Origin of the sequence: Stieleria varia, assembly GCF_038443385.1 — a bacterium.
Taxonomy (GTDB): Bacteria; Planctomycetota; Planctomycetia; order Pirellulales; family Pirellulaceae; genus Stieleria; species Stieleria varia.
On record NZ_CP151726.1, the window covers coordinates 31,016 to 48,303 of the forward strand.

A 17,288-nucleotide genomic window follows, 5' to 3' on the forward strand; every position below is an offset into this window, starting at 1 on the left:
CCTCGATCACGACCATCGTAAGTCTCAACCACCAATATTGGTATTGAAGCAACAGGTGGCTATCGCCGGAGTCATTTTCAAGCCATGACAGAGGTGTGTACAGCATATCAACACATGATTTGAGACGCGAGCTTTTGGCCAGTAGCGGGAAGTGATCGGGAAGGCAAAAGATGGCAAATAACGGGCCTGTCATGCCAATGTAAAAAAGGACGCACGCTAAGCAGAGGACGCACGCCCATGTTCGCGGTCGTCGCAAGAGAATGGAAGAGGTGGAATTGCGAGATGAAAACCAATGCGCAACCAGCAATGGAAGCGGCACGAGTAAAATACACGACAAAGTCAGCATCGGCATGGATCGGCAAACGCATATCGCGACAGCAATTCCAAGAACGATCCAGAGCAGCGTCGAGAGTCGGTACTGCATCTACACTCTTCAGTCGAGTAACGTCACGGATCACGCGGTCGCCGCGAGCGATCCTCCACTTCAAAAACCACGACTCGGCGACTCGTCGTGCATCCGATTGTTACGCGATTCCCACCGCGTTTTACGATCAATCATCCATGGCGATTGCCCAGTAGGCAATGAACCACAAAATGTTGAGTGTAGCCACCGCTGCCGTCGCAAGGCAAATGAATTCACCGATCCGGGATATACGTCCCAGGAATATTCTTGCAGCTGCGAAGAACGCGAGTAGCGAGATCAGTATGCCAGTCCAATTGAAAAGTGAAGCGTAATCAGCGAGTGGCCCCACATACGTTACAACCGTGAAGCGACTTGAGTGATCAAATCGAACAGGAATCACACCAAGTCGCAGCAGTGCCGAACCGACGATTGCAACGCCAAGCGGAATAGTTGCGTCCAGGACACTGCGATGCTTCGATGTGAAGAAAGGTGGCTCGTTGACGACGAACGGCGGCGGAGACTCAGTCGCGAACTCGTTCATCTCAGATGTGTCGTGTGGAGCCAAGCCAACGTCCCGAGTCATTCGCGTAACGGTAGCCGTCACCGAGCCGCCGGAGAAACGCTCTCCATTGGCAAACCGCGCGATCGGCGGCTTCGTGTGCACGGCATTGTTCGCCCCTGATGCCTTCGATGGGCAAAGCGACGACACATTGCATTCTAATGGATCCGAAAGCTGCATTGCCAAGAAACTTTGGCTATCTTTCGTCTTCGGTGCGATCGCGGCTGTGTATGTCAGGTGTTCCATCGCGATTGCGATCACGCGACAACGTGAACATGCATATCGCCAACAATAGATTCATTGAAATGAGAATTGAATTCACTTGCTCCTGTTCCGTCAGGTAGGGATCGAAAAACCAGTGAAGCACGGGGACGATAAATAGGCAGGCGATGATCGCGCAATATTGTGTTCGAGTCGAGAATTTCGGCTGAAGTTGGCCATCTATCGGAGTGGACGTTAGGCCTGTAATGAGAAGAGATGCCACCGCGATCACGACGAATGTCGCCAGGGTCAGAAACGCTGAAAATAAGATCGATTCCAATTCCATGTTTCATTTACTGGCGAACGGCGGGCATAACCGAGACGCGGCGAATGACTCACCACTTCCAAAAACCTCGACTCCGCGTCTTCGGTTCATGCCATGGTTCTGCCTCATCGCTATGGGAACGTGATGTGTGGAGCAGAAAATGTATCAACTTGCCGCACCAGTAGTTTAGCAGTCTCAAGTTTTGCGAGCGCGTAAGTTGCGGCAATTATGAACGACTTTTTTTCGTCGGTTAGCGTGATCGGAGCGGTCGAAATAGCATTCCGAATCACTTCGACATTTGGATGGGTTCTGGCTTGATTCTCCAATTCCTCCACTCGGTCGCGGTGTGGAGAAACGTTTAGATTCTGCCCCTCGTATGCGTGCGCGAAATCGTTCCGGATCTTGCGAAAGAGATGAAGGGCTCGCACGAGAGATGAGTCAATCACGCCAAGCCTGAATGCAAGATCAATCCGGTTAGAGAATGTGCCAAGTCCTCGTTCCGAATCGAGTAAATCGTCCTTTTTGGATGAACAGGGGAGCAACCGTTGCCGGACCAAAAAGCCAACAAGTTCGTCCATCTTGGAAGTTGCGACAATCACGGCCACGTGATCAGGCTGACCCAAGAACGTGGTCATGAACGTCGCCGCTGTGTGAACGGCTTCCTTTAGGCGCTGCGTAGCCATTGCGACCGCGGGATCATCAGATTTTGGCGAATCGGTCATGCAGATCTAATTAATGGCAGAACGTTGCCCATCAGCGGGCACGCGAGGTTGATTGACCACTGCCAAAACGCCCTATCGCGTGCTCCGTTGCATGGGATGGTTCGTCGGCATTGTATTGTGAAACGAGCGACCACCGCCGTTCTCCCATGGACTATTGTACGCTTTCCCGACGGCAACGACAAAGCTCCATTACATCGGAAAACGATCAACAGAGTGATTGGCGATTGTGTTGACGACTCCAAGTTGCAAGAGTCCGGCGGCTATCGCATATGTCAGGCAGCGGCGTTTCATCAGCTGATGACGTTGTCGGACATATATCGCCGTAACGATGACCGTAGTGCAACCGGTAACGATCGATATCAATCGGCCAATGTCTTTCTGGATCAGGAAATTCAGTCCGTCTTGCTGCCACATCAAAAACAGAATCAAGAGCCATCCGTAGCAAACAAATTGCGATGTCCTGAACGCTAACGAGATTGATTGCTCGGGTTGTGGCTCCGACAGTGGGAATGAGTCCGCAGGTTCGCTCGGTGGTTGGTACGGCGATTGAATCACAACTATACGCTGACACTTAGTCCGACGAACGCAGAGATCACCCAGCCGCGGCGGTGGTCTCTTGTGGTACGTAACGACAACACCCGCGGCTTGGGTGCATCGACATGGATCATCGCGGTACAAGGAGCGACGGCCGGAACCAGCGTCGCTCCATGCTATTGTACCCGGTCAACTCGATCGTGGGTTAATCGAGAACTCCGCTCCGTCTTTGCCTCCACTCTGCACTCGATCGCTAGCCGCGTTGATCGACACCGTTCACCGGGCCGCGGCGAACGAGGTTGATTTTTGAATCCGCGCGGTCCGCGGCTCCGCGTGCAACGGTTTGTTATGCGACACTTGCGGTGACGTTTATGCGAAACAGACTGCCGTTTTGTGTTCGATACTCAATCGTGCGGCCTCGAACAATGAAATCCAAACGGTCTTCTCGATCCACAACCCTTCTTCGGATTCGGAATCCTTGTTGATCTTGTCAGCCTCTGCATCGGACAATTGACCATCATCAAGTGCAATGCCTAGCTTCGGGGCGATCCGCACAAGTTCTTCTAACAAGCGATAACTTGAACCAAGGAGACCGCCGGGAATGCGATCCTGATCCTTGTCGTCAATCATAACGTCGTTGAAGTCGATCGGCAGGTAAAATCCTTCAGCGTCGGAGTGACACAACAGGTGGCTAGACATCATACACATTTCTTCGTCGAGAATAGGATCTTCGGCTGGGTCATCTCCATCCGGTGTGGGCGTAGGCATCCAGTCTGGATCATTTGTGACGCGGGCAAAAACGCGTCGCAAGTGATGCAAGAATGAGTACGGGTAGCTTAGGGTTGCAGCACGATTATGCATCCTCGGGAGGTGCTCAGGCTCATTGTGTTGCGGAAGGTTGTTTTCCGCGAGAACCTCATTGACCCTTGCAAGCGATTCGCGCGTCCATTCCGCGCCTTCGGGGTCATTTGCAATGAGGTCAGCGAGCATTCCAGTTTCGACGGCAAGTCCCATGTGCGGTCACCTCTTTGGCGCATAACGTCCGCCATCACCGAGGACGGCGAGTTGATTTTCCATTTGTAAACACGCGATGCCGTCCTTCGGTGGATGGCATGGTTATCCGCCTGCCTTTGTATCGGAGTCGAACCTAACCGATTCAAGAAACTCGCGAGTGCCGTCAGGGATTTCAGTCATTGAAAACGTTGTCGAGTACGAAACAGTGTACCAAATGGTGCCGTCGTCGACATGAATGCAGAAAGTCGGGATAGAGCTGAACCGATTGCTCGAGTTCACGACTAGGCCCTCCCATGCGGGGCGTCCGGCAAATGTCCGCGGTATAAACTCTGCCTCATCGAAAGTGGGTTTCTGCCCCAGTCGGCGGACAGAAATTGACGCGCCGGCAGCACGGTTCAAGTATTGGTAAGGACGCATATAAAAGAAGCTGTACTGGTCCGGATCGGTCGCTCGGGACAGCAATGAGTTGTCATGTACGTCCCAATACTGTGGTCGAACAATCGAAACACCGAGTCCAGTATCGATTCGCCGGTACTGGTCCGGCGATGTCGGGAAAAGTTCGCCGGTAGCGCTGGATGCATTCTGCAACGCGGGCACAATCAGGAGTGAAAGCACAACGCAGCACGCGACTCCAACGACGAGTTTCGCCACAAGGCGACCGACGGTGATTCGAGAATCTCGCTTGTCTTCAGAATGCGTTGTCACATCTCTTTCGGATAACGGCGGCGTTGACCGAGCGACGCCATTGTGGTTTCCATGTTCATCCGCCCGATGCGTCGCTTCGGTCCAACGCATGGTTCTGTCGTCTTCCGAGGCGGCACCGTACCGCCGGGATGCGACCATTGGATTGTATCGCATGCTCGGGCCACACTGCAATTCGAGCCCTGGATTCCGCTCCTGATTTTGCCCCGCCGACGATGTGGTCGAAGTCGAATGCTGAGGCCGGACCGTCACACGTGTTCCAATGGCAACAGATGATGATACGAATCCTGGATCGCCAGCACACGATCTCATGCACAACCGTTCGGCGAGAGGACGCGTTGCCGAAGTCAACAACATGCTGTCGGCCCCAAGATCTGCCAACTCATTCGACTGGTCGATCACTACATCGACACGCGACGATCGAGCACTGTAACGACAGAACGCCACCGATCACGGGGCGGCGACGAGAAAGTTTCCATTGTAAATCCGGCAGACTTCGCCGCTTCCGTGCATCGGATTGTTCGTCGATGGCGAATCATTGGACATTTCGGACTCTATTGATGTCAAGCACGTACTTGCCTTCACGGCTTGCTCCCGCAAGCTCCTCTTCCCAATAGAAGCCAATCAGCGTTCCTGTCCTTTTTTCGAGTTCATGGTGACGATTCTGCATCTCCAACATCATGTACGAGCACTCGTTCCCAATCTCGTGAAACGCAATTTCAAACTGCTGGACCTTTGCTGCGTCGAGGACGTAAATGTACGGACCATCTAAATTGATTGACGGTGCACTGTCTTTTTCGACGTCAATGCCGTTGACCTGCACTAGCGCGCCGGCTTCGAGTTCGTAGCGCCCCGGAGGCAACGACACAGAATAGCGAGCTAAGCCCATTACTGGGTCACCGATTGCGATCGAACCTGTCTCAAGCGTGAATTTAGACATGCAGGGTGTCCCTGTTCGACGAACGCAGAGATCACCCAGCCGCGGCGGTGGTCTCTTGTGGTACGTAACGACGACACCCGCGGCTTGGGTGCATCGACATGGATCATCGCGGTACAAGGAGCGACGGTTGGGAAGCATCGCCGCCCGTTGCCATTGTACCCCGTCAACTCGACCGTGGGTTAATCGAGATCTCCGCTCTGTCTCTGTCTCCACGCTGTACTCGAACGCTAGCCGCGCTGATCGGCACGGTTCAGCGGGGCCGCGCGAACGACTCACCACTTCAAAAACGTCAATTCGCGGCCTCCGTTGCAACCGATGGTTCCCCGCCCGAATCGCTAAATACGACCGCTACGTCCGGTCGTTTCTGCTTGAACGCGTTGAGACCAACGTCGGTCACTCGCGTACCCGTTAAACTCAAGCTCCTTAGTGAGGCAACCCCAGCAAGCGGAACTAAGGCTGCATCACCAATATTGGTATTGTCAAGGTACAGCACACGAAGATGCCGCAGTTTGCATAGTTCGCTGACTCCAGCGTTTGTGATCCCAGTGTTGTCGAGAAACAGCATCTGAAGTTTCGGGAATCCGGCAACGGTTAAGATCCCCTTGTCAGTGACGTCAGTGCCAATAATCACGAGGATTCGTAGTTTTCTCAACCCTTTGAGTTTCCCAATCCCTTCGTCCGAGACCCGCAGGTTTTCAAGATAAAGTTCTTCAAGGCTTTCGAGGTTAGCAATTGAGGCGACACCTTCGTTCGTGACGTTCGTATCAGATAGGCTCAGCTCCTTGAGTTTCTGGAGCGACGAAAGTTCGTCCAACTTCTGATCGGTAATCCTCGTGTTGTGCAGATGCAGTGATTGAAGTTCTGTAAGCGTCGCGATTGTTGGCAGGCACGAGTCCGTGATTTCGGTACGGCCTAGAGTCAGTCGCTGCAAAGAACGCAGATTTGATATTTCCACAACACCACTTGCCTCAATGGGTTGCCGGTTGAGATTCAACTCACGCAGCTTTGTATGGCTGGCCAGGAGACGCATGTCGTTGTTTTCGAAATCTGAAAACGCCGCGTTTACTTCGACGACTCGATTCCGGTCATCAACGCGCACAAAGGCACCGGTTTGGCGGATTGCTTCGACTCGGTCCTCCGCTGGGGCGACGCATTGCGTTAGAGCGACCGCAATAGCAACGGCGATTGATGGCCAATTCGATGGTACGCAACGAAGGAACATGTTTTCAGTCGGGGAACGACCGGCGTCACCGAGCACGGCCTATGTGGCTTCCATTTGTAACAATCACATGCCGTGCTTCGCGTGCACGCCATGGTTACCCGCATCTTCGATTGGCCCAATGCCATAAACGACAATGGATTCAATGTACGGGCAGCTAGTAAACGCGTGCGCAATCGTCGCACCCAAGATCCTGAGTTTAGCATTGTGTTGTGATCGATGCACGAGTCGATGGAATAACTCGTGGCGAAAGCCAGCGTGAAATTCAAACATGTTGTCGTCGTCCGCTGCGTCGTCGCTGCCGATCCATTGAACGTACAGGTGGCATTTCCACTGGTCAATTTTGAAGTCGGCGTACCACCCGTGGTCACATGGTTGTGAGCAATCCAAATCGGCTACCGTAGGGTCCGACCGAAGCAAACGGCACACTGCGGTCATCAATGGACGTGTTGCAAGGTGCTGCCACTCCTCACCGAAATCAACAGAGAAGAGAGGATTGGGTGCGTCCGCGATTTCGTCGTCGTCCGGTATGTCACCTGTCCAACAGAAGTCGCCGTGAATCATTGGAGCTCATCTGTCGGCGAAAATTGCGACCAACATCTGTCGGGTAACGTCCGGGATCAGCGGGTGGCGGGAGTTGACATTGATCTCACCAAAAAACGCACCACCGCCACTCCGTTGCATCCCATGGTTCGTCGTGTTTTGTGAGAGCGGCGAACGGCTCTAACGTAGCCAACCATCCCGCACGAGTTGTGACCGTTCTATTGTTTCACCGCCATTTGCAGTTAGCAAGTCTCGTACAAGGCCTGGCGGTATATTCGGGTTCAGATGAAAAACCGCGCCGTCAGCGAATGCGACCAGAGGGCCAATCTTACGTGGACTTGAGATACCTGGGCCGACGGGGTCGTTTACCACGAAAGTCATGTCTTCGAATCGTATGTCGATAGGTTGTGACCAGTATGCGTCAACCGAATGTGATTCAGCAATCACAATCGTGTTCTCGGCACCGTCGTGAATATCGGCGGAAGTAATCGAATGGTCGTCCGGCCACGCCGTTTCGTTGCCGACAATGGCAAAAAAATGAACACGGAAGCTAGACTTGTTATTCGTCTCTGCGTCGCGAAAAGGCCATGCATAGTCGATCGGCCCGTCATACGGCCCCATGGTTTTTATTAGTGGAGCTCCAGTGTCGTCGACCGGAGACGCATCAATGTGTACGTCAAGCCCGTGTGCAAGCCGAATATTTGAGGGACCATCCCATGGCTCATCCCATCGATAAAGTTGATCAACGGCGGCAAGGGATGGTGTAATCAGCGTTCGCCAGCTGTGTTCTGGTCGGCCGTTGTGATCGACAATGGCGTGTGGCGGAAGCTGGTCGTACGCAGCAGCATAATTCTGGATACCAAGCATCACTTGGCGAAGATTGTTGCGGCTGGACATGATGCGTGCGACACGCGAAGAGTGACCGACGGCCGTTGCGAAACCGATCGCAAGTCCACAAACGGCGATGATTGCGATGACCAGGAGATAGTGTCGAGAGTTTAGGCGTTTGATGAAACTATCCTCGACGAACGCAGAGATCACCCAGCCGCGGCGGTGGTCTCTTGTGGTACGTAACGACGACACCCGCGGCTTGGGTGCATCGACATTGATCATCGCGGTACAAGGAGCGACGGCTGGGAAGCATCGCCGCCCGTTGCCATTGTACCGGTTGAACTCGACCGTGGGCAAATCGATCACTCTGATCAGTGCCTGCCTCCACTCTGCACTCGATCACTAGCCGCGTTGATCGGCGGCGTTGACCGAGCGACGCCATTGTGGTGTCCATGTTCATCCGCCCGATGCGTCGCTTCGGTCCAACGCATGGTTCTGTCGTCTTCCTTGGCGGCACCGTACCGCCGGGATGCGACCATTGGATTGTATCGGATGTTCAGACCGCACTGCAATTCGAGTCCTGGATTCCGCTCCTGATTTTGCCCCGCCGACGATGTGGCCGAAGTCGAATGCCGATGCCGGACCGTCACACGTGTGCCAATGGGAACAAGTGGTTCGAGCATCCGGTCGACCACACTCCATTTGACGCGCAACGGTTCAGCGAGAGAACGCGCGGCCGAAGCCGACGTGCTGCTGTCGGCCCCATGATCTGCCAACTCATTCGATTGGTCGATCGCTACATCGACACGCGACGATCGAGCACTGTAACGACAGAACGGTAGACATCACGGGGGACGGAGAGTGAACTATCCATTGCAAGAAACGCCGCAAGCCGTCCTCCCGTGCATGTCATGGTTCTGGCTTTTTTGCGGCGGATACCTACCGACCATCGGACGGCACGTGCACCAATATATCACAGTCAATCTTCCTATGGCGTCGACGGCGTCCACGTGTTTCGACCGTCTTGATAGCGATATGGCGCGCCGCCAGCAGATTTCATGTTGTACGAGATGTAGTAGCTCGCGTATTGCCACCAATCGTGTTCATGGTCCTCATCTACCGTAAACGTCTCGACCGGTTCCGTTGTCTCTGAAGAGAATCGCCACCATCGAAACTCGCGAACAATCCGGCGGCAGTTGCCACACAAGTGACACGACTCAAGTCGCGTTTCCCGGTGGTGGGGTGTTGGCGGCATCAACGCCACAAGAACCGCGAGCATCACTCCGATGACGAGCCATTCGATTTTGGTCGGTCGGGCAAGTCGCATTGATGCTCACGATTTGTGGTCGGCTTACCTGCGTATCAGCCAGAACGTCAGCCGTCACCGAGGACGGGCGAAAGATTAACCACTTTACAACCGTCGACTCCCGTCCTTCGGTGCACGGCATGGTTCGCCACCCTGCCGTTAGTCTATGCGAACGTCAACGCCGCCAGCTACGAGCCGTTCAATAATCTGGTCATTCGCGTCGCTCGGTTTAACGTAGAATGAGTCCGCGCGGAACGTCTTCAGCGACCTGCATTCTAGCAGCAATGAAAGGTCAAACGCACCTTCGTTTGTGACAGCGTGCACCCAAATCGATTCTAAGTTCGGTAGCAGCACCAGATCGTCAAATCGAGAAATGTACAATTCGTCGTTTTCTGCCCCCCACTCTGGATCAGCGAATAGGTACACATCATCACCGCCATCGGGGGAAAATCGTGTGAGCTGGCGTAGTAATTCATCCGTTAGGACGACAGCTTCGAGCAATGCAATTCGGTCAGCAAACGCGTCTGACTCTGGCTCGTCGAAAACATCGGGCAAGTGCCCAACGCAATGAATTGCATCAATGCAAGCGAGTCGGAAGTTGCGGTCGGCAAACTGCATCGCGTCAAAGTATTCCCTGTAGGCGAACGGCGGCGTTGACCGAGCGACGCCATTGTGGTTTCCATGTTCATCCGCCCGATGCGTCGCTTCGGTCCAACGCATGGTTCTGTCGAATTCCGTCGCGGCACCGTGCCGCTGGGATGCGACCATTGGATTGTATCGCATGCTCGGACCGAACTGCAATTCGAGCCCTGGTTTCGTTTCTGTTTTCGACCCGCCGACGATGTGGCCGAAGTCGAATGCCGAGGCCGGACCGTCACACGTGTGCCAATGGCAACAGATGATGATACGAGTCCTGGATCGCCAGCACACGATCTCATGCACAACAGTTCGGCGAGAGGACGCATTGCCGAAGTCAACAACATGCTGTCGGCCCCAAGATCTGCCAACTCATTCGACTGGTCGATCACTACATCGACACGCGACGATCGAGCACTGTAACGACAGAACGCAGAGATCACCCAGCCGCGGCGGTGGTCTTTTGTGGTACGTAACGACAACACCCGCGGCTTGGGTGCATCGACATGGATCATCGCGGTACAAGGAGCGACGGTTGGAACCAGCGTCGCTCAATGCCATTGTACCCGGTCAACTCGACCGTGGGTTCATCAAGAACTCCGCTCCGTCTCTGCCTCCACGCTGCACTCGATCACTAGCCGCGCTGATCGGCACCGATCAGCGGGTCCGCGGGTTTGATTTTCCACTTCAAAAACGTCAGCTCGCGGACTCCGTTGCATCGGATCGTTATCCGCCGTTGTAAAGTCAACGTACATCAAGTCGGAGAACAGGTATGGATGACGAACCGTCATTTCCTACTACAACATATGGATCACCGCGGCTCCATTCAGTATGGATATAGCGAGAAGCGGGACTGGGCTCGAGGTGAGGTTGGTAGCGACCGGGCGAAATTGGGTGATGCAGTAGAGCGACACCATCGTCTCGCGTCAAAAATCGGTGAAACCCGCCGTCACCTCCGTCCGCTCCGATCAGTGTCATGCCAACAAATACGCCTGCGACTGGCTCGCCAGTATCACGGGCTACAACCTTGAGTAAGGGTGGACCGCTTGTTTTTGACATCTCGCGAACGTCTGCTTCATGCCGTTCAGCTGGCGACCACATTGATCGCGGAAGTGGCGGTGACGGCTGACATCCGAGCGTACAGAGCAAGCATGCTGAAAAGCCAATAATGTATTGTGCGGGGAATCGAAGCATTGAAATTGGGTTTGCTCAGGTCCAGTCCATTCAGTCGGATAACTACTAAGTTAAACCCTACTCACCCAGTGATATATTTGGATTTCGGGTAATATCAACTACTCAAGTAGCGGATAATACCTGAGAACGCTCGTCTCGTCAAGTTGAGTGATATGCATTAAGATCACCCTACTCGCGGCATGTCTTCGGTTCGGCTGCCGCGCCGAATTGGGGGACTTGCGTCCAGTTTCCTTCTCTCGTTTCGCTCCATCTAAATTTATAGGGTCAGCATGACGGTTCTTCAATTTGAAAAAGAGGTTTTGCTTTCAGCACAATTTGGGGAAAATGACAAGACTTGGTTTCCCAGGTGGGTAAGGCGATATTCGTTGACTTTGCGAAAAGGGCTTGATGGTGAGTTGGCGGTCAATCGGGGCTCCGTGATCCGCTTTTCCAAAGCTTTGCTTGCCAGCGGTGCCCCGGCATGGCAGCGTTGGCAAGCGGTCCGGGCACTTGAGTGCTATCGGGATCTGGTATTGAAGCGATCTGAGCCTGACCTGTCAGACATCGTGGCGACACTGGCACGGCTGGGAAAGCGAGAGAGAAATATCGAATTGGACGCACCACCAACCGCCGAGGAACTTGCTCGATTGCGGGGGAACGTCAATCGCTCTGAGCCGCTCTTGATCCAAACCATGCGGGGTGAAATGCGAGTCCTGCACTATGCAATGGCGACGGAGAGGGCCTACGTGCGTTGGGTCAAGCGATTCATGACGCACGTCGGTTCGGAGAAGTTGGAGCAGTTCAATGAACTCGACATTGCCACCTTCCTAACAGCCCTGGCAACACGCGATCAAGTGTCCGCGAGCACTCAAACGCAAGCGCAGTCGGGGATTCTGTTTCTGTATCAGTGCATTTTGGGAAAACGTTTGGGGTTCATTGACGCGGTAAGAGTGAAGCGTCCGGAGACGTTGCCGGTTTGGTTCAGCCGCGAAGAAATCGGAAAGCTGTTGGATCAATTGACCGGCATGCACCGTTTGATGTTCTTGTTGATGTACGGGTCGGGACTTCGGCACAAGGAGTGCCGTCGGCTGCGGATCAAGGACATTTGCTTTGACGCCAAGCACATCGTGGTGCGTGATGGTAAAGGGGAGAAGGATCGAGTGACGTTTTTGCCGGAGCAGGCGATTGCGGAATTGAAGCGTCAGATTGAAACAGCGGAGCGCATGCATCACAGGGACGTTGCCGACGGATTTGAGCAGGTGTATTTGCCGTACGCATTGGGTCGCAAGTATCCCAATGCGTGCAAGGAACTGGGTTGGAAATGGGTCTTTCCTTCTCGTCAGCGCAGTCGAGACAAACGCAGTGGTCAGGTTTGGCGGCACCATATCAGCGAGGAGCAGTTTGCCAATGCTTTGAAAGCGGCGCAGAAAGCGGCCGGGATTACAAAGAACGGGGTGCCGCACTCACTTCGTCACAGTTTCGCGACGCATCTGGTCGAGGACGGGACGGATTTGGCCACGGTGCAAAAGCTGATGGGGCACAAAGACATTGAAACGACGATGAAGTATGTGCATGTCGACGTGGGATTTGATGGCCGCTTGCAAAGTCCGATCGATCGGTTGATGCAACAGGGAGGTTGCCTTGGTGGTGGCAACGCAAGCCGTGTAGCGTCGTTGTGATGTCAGACGAAGAGTCGACGTGCTGGATGACGCGGGGTTTCTGAGAATTGGCTTGAGAACGGGACGCTCTCGAGAACGCGGCTGAATTGGGTAGGCGTGAGAACCGGACGCTATCGCGTGGCGGCTGATTTGGGTAGGCGTTTTTCGTGCCAGTGGGTGCTAGCTGTTTCACGCAAATGTGTTGTGAAGACTGTTGTGGGGCGCGTGAATGATCCGGGCGAGTGGTCTGTTTGCTTGCCGAGGACGCATAGGGGGACTGCTCGCTTTGCTCGTTGGGTTAGCGTCTCGGAGAGACGATGCTACGTGGTGTGGGGTGGGCGGATTCGTTGACGCCTGCGGCTTGGCGTTAAACGATGAGCTCCTACCCAGCCCTTCTCTCCCCAGATCCTGACTCGCTGGAAGCTCGCCAGGATCTGGGGAGAGAAGGGGGCTGTTTTTTCAGTGCTGAGCGGCTGAAGCCTGGACTCCAGCAGGGACTGCTCGCTGCGCACGTTGGGTTAGCGTCTCGGAGAGACGCTTCTACGTGGTGTGGGGTGGTGGTGGTGTGGGCGGATTCGTTGACGCCTGCGGCTTGGCGTTAAACGATGAGCTCCTACCCAGCCCTTCTCTCCAGACTCGGTCGCCGAAATCACTTGCTTGCGTGTCGTGCTCGTATTGGTGGCTGACAGAATGCTTCGTGGCGTGGGATTACTTGGGCCACTGTTTGACTTCGTTGGCCATTTTGTGCAGCAATTGATCCATGGCTCCGCTGACCGAGTGCGGGGTGGGGCTTTGACGACAGTTCAACAGTGCGACGAAATTCTTGCCGTCGTGGCGGCGGATCATGATGGTGGAGGTTCCCGGAAGCGATCCGCCATGCCAATGGTTCACACGGTTGTCGCCGATGTTGCGATTGCTCCAGCCGAGTGAGTAGTAGCGTGCTTTTTCACTGCCGTCCTCTTCGTGACCGGCACGTCCCTCGGGCCTCGCGTACATCTTTTCGATGCTGCTGCGTTTGAGCAGTGGGCAGTGATCGGGATCGTCAAACGCCATCGCGAACTTTGCCAAGTCCGTTGCCGTGGCAAGCCAACCGCCGTGCGAGTCCATCGCTTCGAGATACCATGCCCCATAAGGATGCGGAACACGTTCGTTCACGCTGCCGGCGAACACCGACTCGCCGGTGCCGGAGTGATAGTAACGCACTTCGTTCTCGGCACGTCCCTCCAAATGCGTCTTGCCGATCCGCATGTCGGTCACACCGATCGGTGCAAGGACGTGTTCTTTGACATAGTCCTCGTACTTTTGTCCCGTCAATGTCTCGATGACTTGGCCGAGCATGCAGTAACCGAGGTTGGAGTACGCGTATCGTTCACCCGGATCGAAATCAAGTTTCTGGGACAACATCGCAGTGATCACAGTGGTTTGGTCCGCCGGCGGCGCGACGCCAACTTGTTCTGCAAAGCGGACGGATTGGAACATTGCATCAAACGATTGATCTCGATCCCATCCACCACGATGCTGCAGCAGATGTTCGATCGTGATGTCACGCAAGCGTGGCTCGAAATGGTCGGCCTTGGCGATCGCATCTTCGTAGTCCAGGACGTCGAACACTTTGTCCTCCAGCTTCAGCTTGCCATGTTCGACCAACTGCAGGATTGCGACGGCGGTGATGGGTTTTGAAATGCTGGCGATCCGAAATAGGCTTTCCGGCTCGACCTGTTCGCGCTTGGCAATGTCCGCGTAACCGTAGCCTCTGGCAAAGACGACTTTGCCGTGATGCGTTACTGCGATGGACGCCCCTGGGACGCGATGCTCGGCCAGGAACTCTTTCATCGACCGATCGTAGTTTACGAATTGCGGATCGCCATCACCGGAGGCGAGGTTGTACGGGGCGATTTCCTCGCGATAGCCCGGCCCACGCAGCACGCGTCCTGGCGTTGCGTCGGTCATCTCGCCGTTCTTGAGGACCAAACGGCCGTTGACGATCACATGCTTCATTCCTTCGGAGACAGCGTGCGGAGATCGAAAGTCGGCTCGATCGACGATGTTTTCGTAGTCGAACACGATCACATCGGCGGCCAATCCGACGGCGATGCGGCCTCGGTCGTATGCCAGGATGTCGTTTGCGGCCGCCGCGCTGGCTTGAGAGACGGCGCGTTCCAACGAGATCGCACCCAGGTCGCGAACGTATCGTGACAGCATGCGTGGAAAGGCACCGTAGGCGCGTGGGTGGGACGCGGCGCGGTCGCCACCGGCGGGACCGACGTCGGTGCAGAACGAAACGAACTCCTGTTGCATGGCCAAGATCTTGTTCGCATCGCTCATGGTCTGGGGCAATGCAAAGGCTCCACTGCGGACGAGCGAGAAGAACGTGTCCCAGGGATCTTCTTGGCATGCCGTGGCGATGGTTGCGACCGATTCGCCGTCGTGCTGGGCGTACTTGGGGTCATTGCTTCGCCCGATCACGATGCGATTCCAGTCTTTGCCCGCATGTCGAAACCAGTTCTCCCATCCTTGTGTGGTTTCCATCTCGGCGCGGATCTCCGCTCTCAAGTCGGGATCATTCAGTTTTGCCAACAGTTGATCTCGTCCCTGCGAAAAATGACGCGGATGAATCAGCGCGGCGATTCCCAAGCCGTTGTTGATGTAAGGATAAATGTCGGCAGTGACCTGATGTCCGGCCGCGCGAGCCGCTTTGATGCGTGCAATGGCCAACTGCATTTTGCCCCAGTTGTGTTGACCGGCGGCTTTGAGGTGAAAGATATGAACGGGGGTGTTTCCTTCGCGACCGATCTGCAACGCTTCATCGATCGCTTCGAGCAACTGGTCTCCCTCGTTCCGCATGTGCGTGTAGTAGCGTCCGCCGTACTCGCCGGCGACTTGGGCGAGTGCCGCGATCTCACGCGTTTGGGCGTAAATGGCTGGCGGATAGATCAGGGCGGTGGAGACACCGATCGCGCCGGCCTCCATGGCTTCTCGAACCAAGTCCTGCATCTGGTGCAATTCCTCGTCGCTGGGGCGACGTTCGACATCGCCCAGGACCATCTTGCGGACTTGCGTGTGACCGATGGTTTGAACGACGTTGACCGGTAATCCGTGCGACTCGATGAGCGAGAAGTACTCGGCCATCGTGGTGTAGCCGTAGCGAAGTCCATCGTCGTCGCTCAGCGGTGCTGCCGATCCTCCTTCGCCGGCATTGATGGTGGTGATGCCTTGTGTGAGCAGGTTGATAGCGGTCTTTGGGTTCTCCACCATGGGCGAAGCGGTCTGCCCCATCATGTCGATGAAACCGGGTGCAACCACCAATCCGTTGGCATCGATCACTTCTGATGCATCTTGTTGAGGAATGTTTCCGATGCGCACGATCTTGCCATCATCGATTCCGACGTCCCCGAAATACCACGGCGCGCCGCTGCCATCGACAATGCGTCCGCCCTTGATGACAAGGTCCAGCGGTTTCTGGTCTTCGGCACTCAGCGGGTTTGCAACGACGATGATCATGAGCAGGAGGGGTACGACGGTGTGGAGTCGTTTTGTCATCTGGGCGGTCTCTAACGAGTTGCGGGCTGTTCAGGGAGCGTGCTGGATATCAAGGATGATTGACGACACGATGTGCGACCTCACGAAAGAAAACCGCATCTTCTGCGTCGACACCACGCGGTGCGAACTTGATTTGACGTGCGTCGTTTCCTGTGATCGTTTCGTACCAGACCAAGCCGGCCAGGTAGCAACCCGACGCATTGGCGTGTTTGAAATCCAGGCGCAGGGATGGTTTGCCGTCACGCGATGCCCATTGCCATCCGACCACCAAGGAGTGGCTTTCGTCGGGCAGATCGGGGTAACTTGGCGTTTTGTAGTCGGACGTCGGATCGGGGACGACGACCTCTCGGCCGGGCGTCGAACGGACTTGATGAAACGCCTGTCCAACAGGAATGACTTTGGCATCAAACTGTTGGGCCACGTCGGAGTAAGCGTTGACGAGTCGCTGTTGCATTTCCTCTTGCGTGATCGCCCAGTTTTTCAAGAGAGGCGAATCCGGCCGATACGCCCAAGTTTGGTGGATCAGGATCTTGGCTTGCGGTGCAAGTTTTCGAATCAAGACGACCAATTCGTCGATATGAGGATGATACGTCTCGGGCTGATGGCTCAGCGCGCTCATTTGTTGCAGCGTGACGTAGTCCCAGGGTTGAGCTTGCAGGTATTCCTGGAGATTCAATTTGGTGGAGCCGGTCTCCGAGCGATAGTTGTAGGGCTTGGTGTCTGGATCAGCAGCGGATTGCTTGGCCAACGTTGCGTGACGCTCCAAGGTGCAGCCGCCGAGATTGGCCGTTCCAAGGACCAGCGAGACGTCGCCGTCGGAGGCGATGGATTTCAGATTTTTGCACGCGTTTTCGGCAAAGCTGTTGCCGATGGTGAGCACACGAATCGTCGTTTCCGCGGACGCGTGGTGTGTGAAAAGACAGAGTGTCACCAACAGTAATAGGTATCGCATGTTTTATGCTTGGGGTTTGGGGGAGTTCTG

General features: G+C 55.0%; 17 protein-coding genes. 3 read left to right on the top strand and 14 right to left on the bottom strand.

The annotated features are described in order from the left end of the window. Positions 1 to 551: 551 nt before the first annotated feature. The 5 genes from Pla52nx_RS00145 to Pla52nx_RS00165 form a co-directional block, all read right to left on the bottom strand. Positions 552 to 1,067 carry a hypothetical protein gene (locus Pla52nx_RS00145; protein ID WP_146523616.1) on the bottom strand — a complete coding sequence of 172 codons (516 nt, stop codon included), beginning with the start codon at positions 1,065 to 1,067 and terminating at the stop codon, positions 552 to 554. Between the two features lie 91 nt (positions 1,068 to 1,158). Continuing rightward, positions 1,159 to 1,509, bottom strand: coding sequence for a hypothetical protein (locus tag Pla52nx_RS00150; protein WP_146523617.1), 351 nt, complete (start codon positions 1,507 to 1,509; stop codon positions 1,159 to 1,161). A gap of 110 nt (positions 1,510 to 1,619) precedes the next feature. Next, positions 1,620 to 2,093 (bottom strand): hypothetical protein, encoded by a 474-nt coding sequence (locus Pla52nx_RS00155; RefSeq protein WP_342190310.1) that lies wholly within the window; start codon positions 2,091 to 2,093, stop codon positions 1,620 to 1,622. Positions 2,094 to 3,113: 1,020 nt separating this feature from the next. Beyond that, positions 3,114 to 3,758: a hypothetical protein gene (locus tag Pla52nx_RS00160; RefSeq protein WP_146523620.1), complete on the bottom strand. Its 645-nt coding sequence runs from the start codon at positions 3,756 to 3,758 to the stop codon at positions 3,114 to 3,116. Between the two features lie 102 nt (positions 3,759 to 3,860). Continuing rightward, positions 3,861 to 4,616, bottom strand: coding sequence for a hypothetical protein (locus Pla52nx_RS00165; protein WP_342190311.1), 756 nt, complete (start codon positions 4,614 to 4,616; stop codon positions 3,861 to 3,863). 106 nt (positions 4,617 to 4,722) lie between these two features. Between Pla52nx_RS00165 and Pla52nx_RS00170 the strand changes: the two genes are divergently transcribed. Beyond that, positions 4,723 to 4,893: a hypothetical protein gene (locus Pla52nx_RS00170; RefSeq protein WP_342190312.1), complete on the top strand. Its 171-nt coding sequence runs from the start codon at positions 4,723 to 4,725 to the stop codon at positions 4,891 to 4,893. 102 nt (positions 4,894 to 4,995) lie between these two features. Here Pla52nx_RS00170 and Pla52nx_RS00175 read toward each other — a convergent pair whose 3' ends face one another. The 7 genes from Pla52nx_RS00175 to Pla52nx_RS00205 all read right to left on the bottom strand — a co-directional run bounded on the left by Pla52nx_RS00175 (position 4,996) and on the right by Pla52nx_RS00205 (position 10,082). Next, the gene (locus Pla52nx_RS00175; RefSeq protein WP_146523622.1) at positions 4,996 to 5,400 is read right to left on the bottom strand and encodes a hypothetical protein; all 405 of its coding nucleotides are present in this window, start codon (positions 5,398 to 5,400) and stop codon (positions 4,996 to 4,998) included. 289 nt (positions 5,401 to 5,689) lie between these two features. Continuing rightward, positions 5,690 to 6,658 (bottom strand): leucine-rich repeat domain-containing protein, encoded by a 969-nt coding sequence (locus Pla52nx_RS00180; RefSeq protein ID WP_146523623.1) that lies wholly within the window; start codon positions 6,656 to 6,658, stop codon positions 5,690 to 5,692. A gap of 27 nt (positions 6,659 to 6,685) precedes the next feature. Then, positions 6,686 to 7,183, bottom strand: coding sequence for a hypothetical protein (locus Pla52nx_RS00185; RefSeq protein ID WP_146523624.1), 498 nt, complete (start codon positions 7,181 to 7,183; stop codon positions 6,686 to 6,688). A 159-nt stretch (positions 7,184 to 7,342) separates the two neighbouring features. Beyond that, positions 7,343 to 8,275: a DUF1559 domain-containing protein gene (locus tag Pla52nx_RS00190; protein WP_146523625.1), complete on the bottom strand. Its 933-nt coding sequence runs from the start codon at positions 8,273 to 8,275 to the stop codon at positions 7,343 to 7,345. 89 nt (positions 8,276 to 8,364) lie between these two features. Beyond that, positions 8,365 to 8,676 carry a hypothetical protein gene (locus Pla52nx_RS00195; RefSeq protein ID WP_342190313.1) on the bottom strand — a complete coding sequence of 104 codons (312 nt, stop codon included), beginning with the start codon at positions 8,674 to 8,676 and terminating at the stop codon, positions 8,365 to 8,367. Positions 8,677 to 8,981: 305 nt separating this feature from the next. After that, the gene (locus Pla52nx_RS00200) at positions 8,982 to 9,320 is read right to left on the bottom strand and encodes a hypothetical protein (RefSeq protein WP_146523626.1); all 339 of its coding nucleotides are present in this window, start codon (positions 9,318 to 9,320) and stop codon (positions 8,982 to 8,984) included. A gap of 138 nt (positions 9,321 to 9,458) precedes the next feature. After that, a complete protein-coding gene (locus tag Pla52nx_RS00205) occupies positions 9,459 to 10,082 on the bottom strand; it encodes a DUF6892 domain-containing protein (RefSeq protein WP_146523627.1) in 624 nt (207 codons plus the stop codon). A gap of 105 nt (positions 10,083 to 10,187) precedes the next feature. Between Pla52nx_RS00205 and Pla52nx_RS00210 the strand changes: the two genes are divergently transcribed. Both Pla52nx_RS00210 and Pla52nx_RS00215 read left to right on the top strand, forming a co-directional pair. Then, entirely contained in the window at positions 10,188 to 10,358 is a 171-nt protein-coding gene (locus Pla52nx_RS00210) for a hypothetical protein (protein ID WP_342190195.1), read from the top strand. 1,040 nt (positions 10,359 to 11,398) lie between these two features. Further along, entirely contained in the window at positions 11,399 to 12,787 is a 1,389-nt protein-coding gene (locus Pla52nx_RS00215) for an integron integrase (protein WP_342190314.1), read from the top strand. 687 nt (positions 12,788 to 13,474) lie between these two features. Here the strand turns inward: Pla52nx_RS00215 and Pla52nx_RS00220 are convergent. Then, positions 13,475 to 16,306: a serine hydrolase gene (locus Pla52nx_RS00220; RefSeq protein WP_197455142.1), complete on the bottom strand. Its 2,832-nt coding sequence runs from the start codon at positions 16,304 to 16,306 to the stop codon at positions 13,475 to 13,477. Positions 16,307 to 16,355: 49 nt separating this feature from the next. After that, positions 16,356 to 17,258 carry a DUF4886 domain-containing protein gene (locus tag Pla52nx_RS00225; protein ID WP_146523655.1) on the bottom strand — a complete coding sequence of 301 codons (903 nt, stop codon included), beginning with the start codon at positions 17,256 to 17,258 and terminating at the stop codon, positions 16,356 to 16,358. Positions 17,259 to 17,288: the final 30 nt, after the last annotated feature.

What these genes read in the sequence shown, in the direction of transcription:
- Pla52nx_RS00160 (WP_146523620.1), bottom strand. Translation starts at nt 3,758, where the DNA reads ATGGGACTTGCCGTCGAAACTGGAATGCTCGCTGACCTCATTGCAAAT.
- Pla52nx_RS00150 (WP_146523617.1), bottom strand. Translation starts at nt 1,509, where the DNA reads ATGGAATTGGAATCGATCTTATTTTCAGCGTTTCTGACCCTGGCGACA.
- Pla52nx_RS00185 (WP_146523624.1), bottom strand. Translation starts at nt 7,183, where the DNA reads ATGATTCACGGCGACTTCTGTTGGACAGGTGACATACCGGACGACGAC.
- Pla52nx_RS00190 (WP_146523625.1), bottom strand. Translation starts at nt 8,275, where the DNA reads ATGATCAATGTCGATGCACCCAAGCCGCGGGTGTCGTCGTTACGTACC.
- Pla52nx_RS00225 (WP_146523655.1), bottom strand. Translation starts at nt 17,258, where the DNA reads ATGCGATACCTATTACTGTTGGTGACACTCTGTCTTTTCACACACCAC.
- Pla52nx_RS00175 (WP_146523622.1), bottom strand. Translation starts at nt 5,400, where the DNA reads ATGTCTAAATTCACGCTTGAGACAGGTTCGATCGCAATCGGTGACCCA.
- Pla52nx_RS00220 (WP_197455142.1), bottom strand. Translation starts at nt 16,306, where the DNA reads ATGACAAAACGACTCCACACCGTCGTACCCCTCCTGCTCATGATCATC.
- Pla52nx_RS00200 (WP_146523626.1), bottom strand. Translation starts at nt 9,320, where the DNA reads ATGCGACTTGCCCGACCGACCAAAATCGAATGGCTCGTCATCGGAGTG.
- Pla52nx_RS00170 (WP_342190312.1), top strand. Translation starts at nt 4,723, where the DNA reads ATGGCAACAGATGATGATACGAATCCTGGATCGCCAGCACACGATCTC.
- Pla52nx_RS00165 (WP_342190311.1), bottom strand. Translation starts at nt 4,616, where the DNA reads ATGCGATACAATCCAATGGTCGCATCCCGGCGGTACGGTGCCGCCTCG.
- Pla52nx_RS00195 (WP_342190313.1), bottom strand. Translation starts at nt 8,676, where the DNA reads ATGCTCGAACCACTTGTTCCCATTGGCACACGTGTGACGGTCCGGCAT.
- Pla52nx_RS00215 (WP_342190314.1), top strand. Translation starts at nt 11,399, where the DNA reads ATGACGGTTCTTCAATTTGAAAAAGAGGTTTTGCTTTCAGCACAATTT.
- Pla52nx_RS00210 (WP_342190195.1), top strand. Translation starts at nt 10,188, where the DNA reads ATGGCAACAGATGATGATACGAGTCCTGGATCGCCAGCACACGATCTC.
- Pla52nx_RS00205 (WP_146523627.1), bottom strand. Translation starts at nt 10,082, where the DNA reads ATGCGATACAATCCAATGGTCGCATCCCAGCGGCACGGTGCCGCGACG.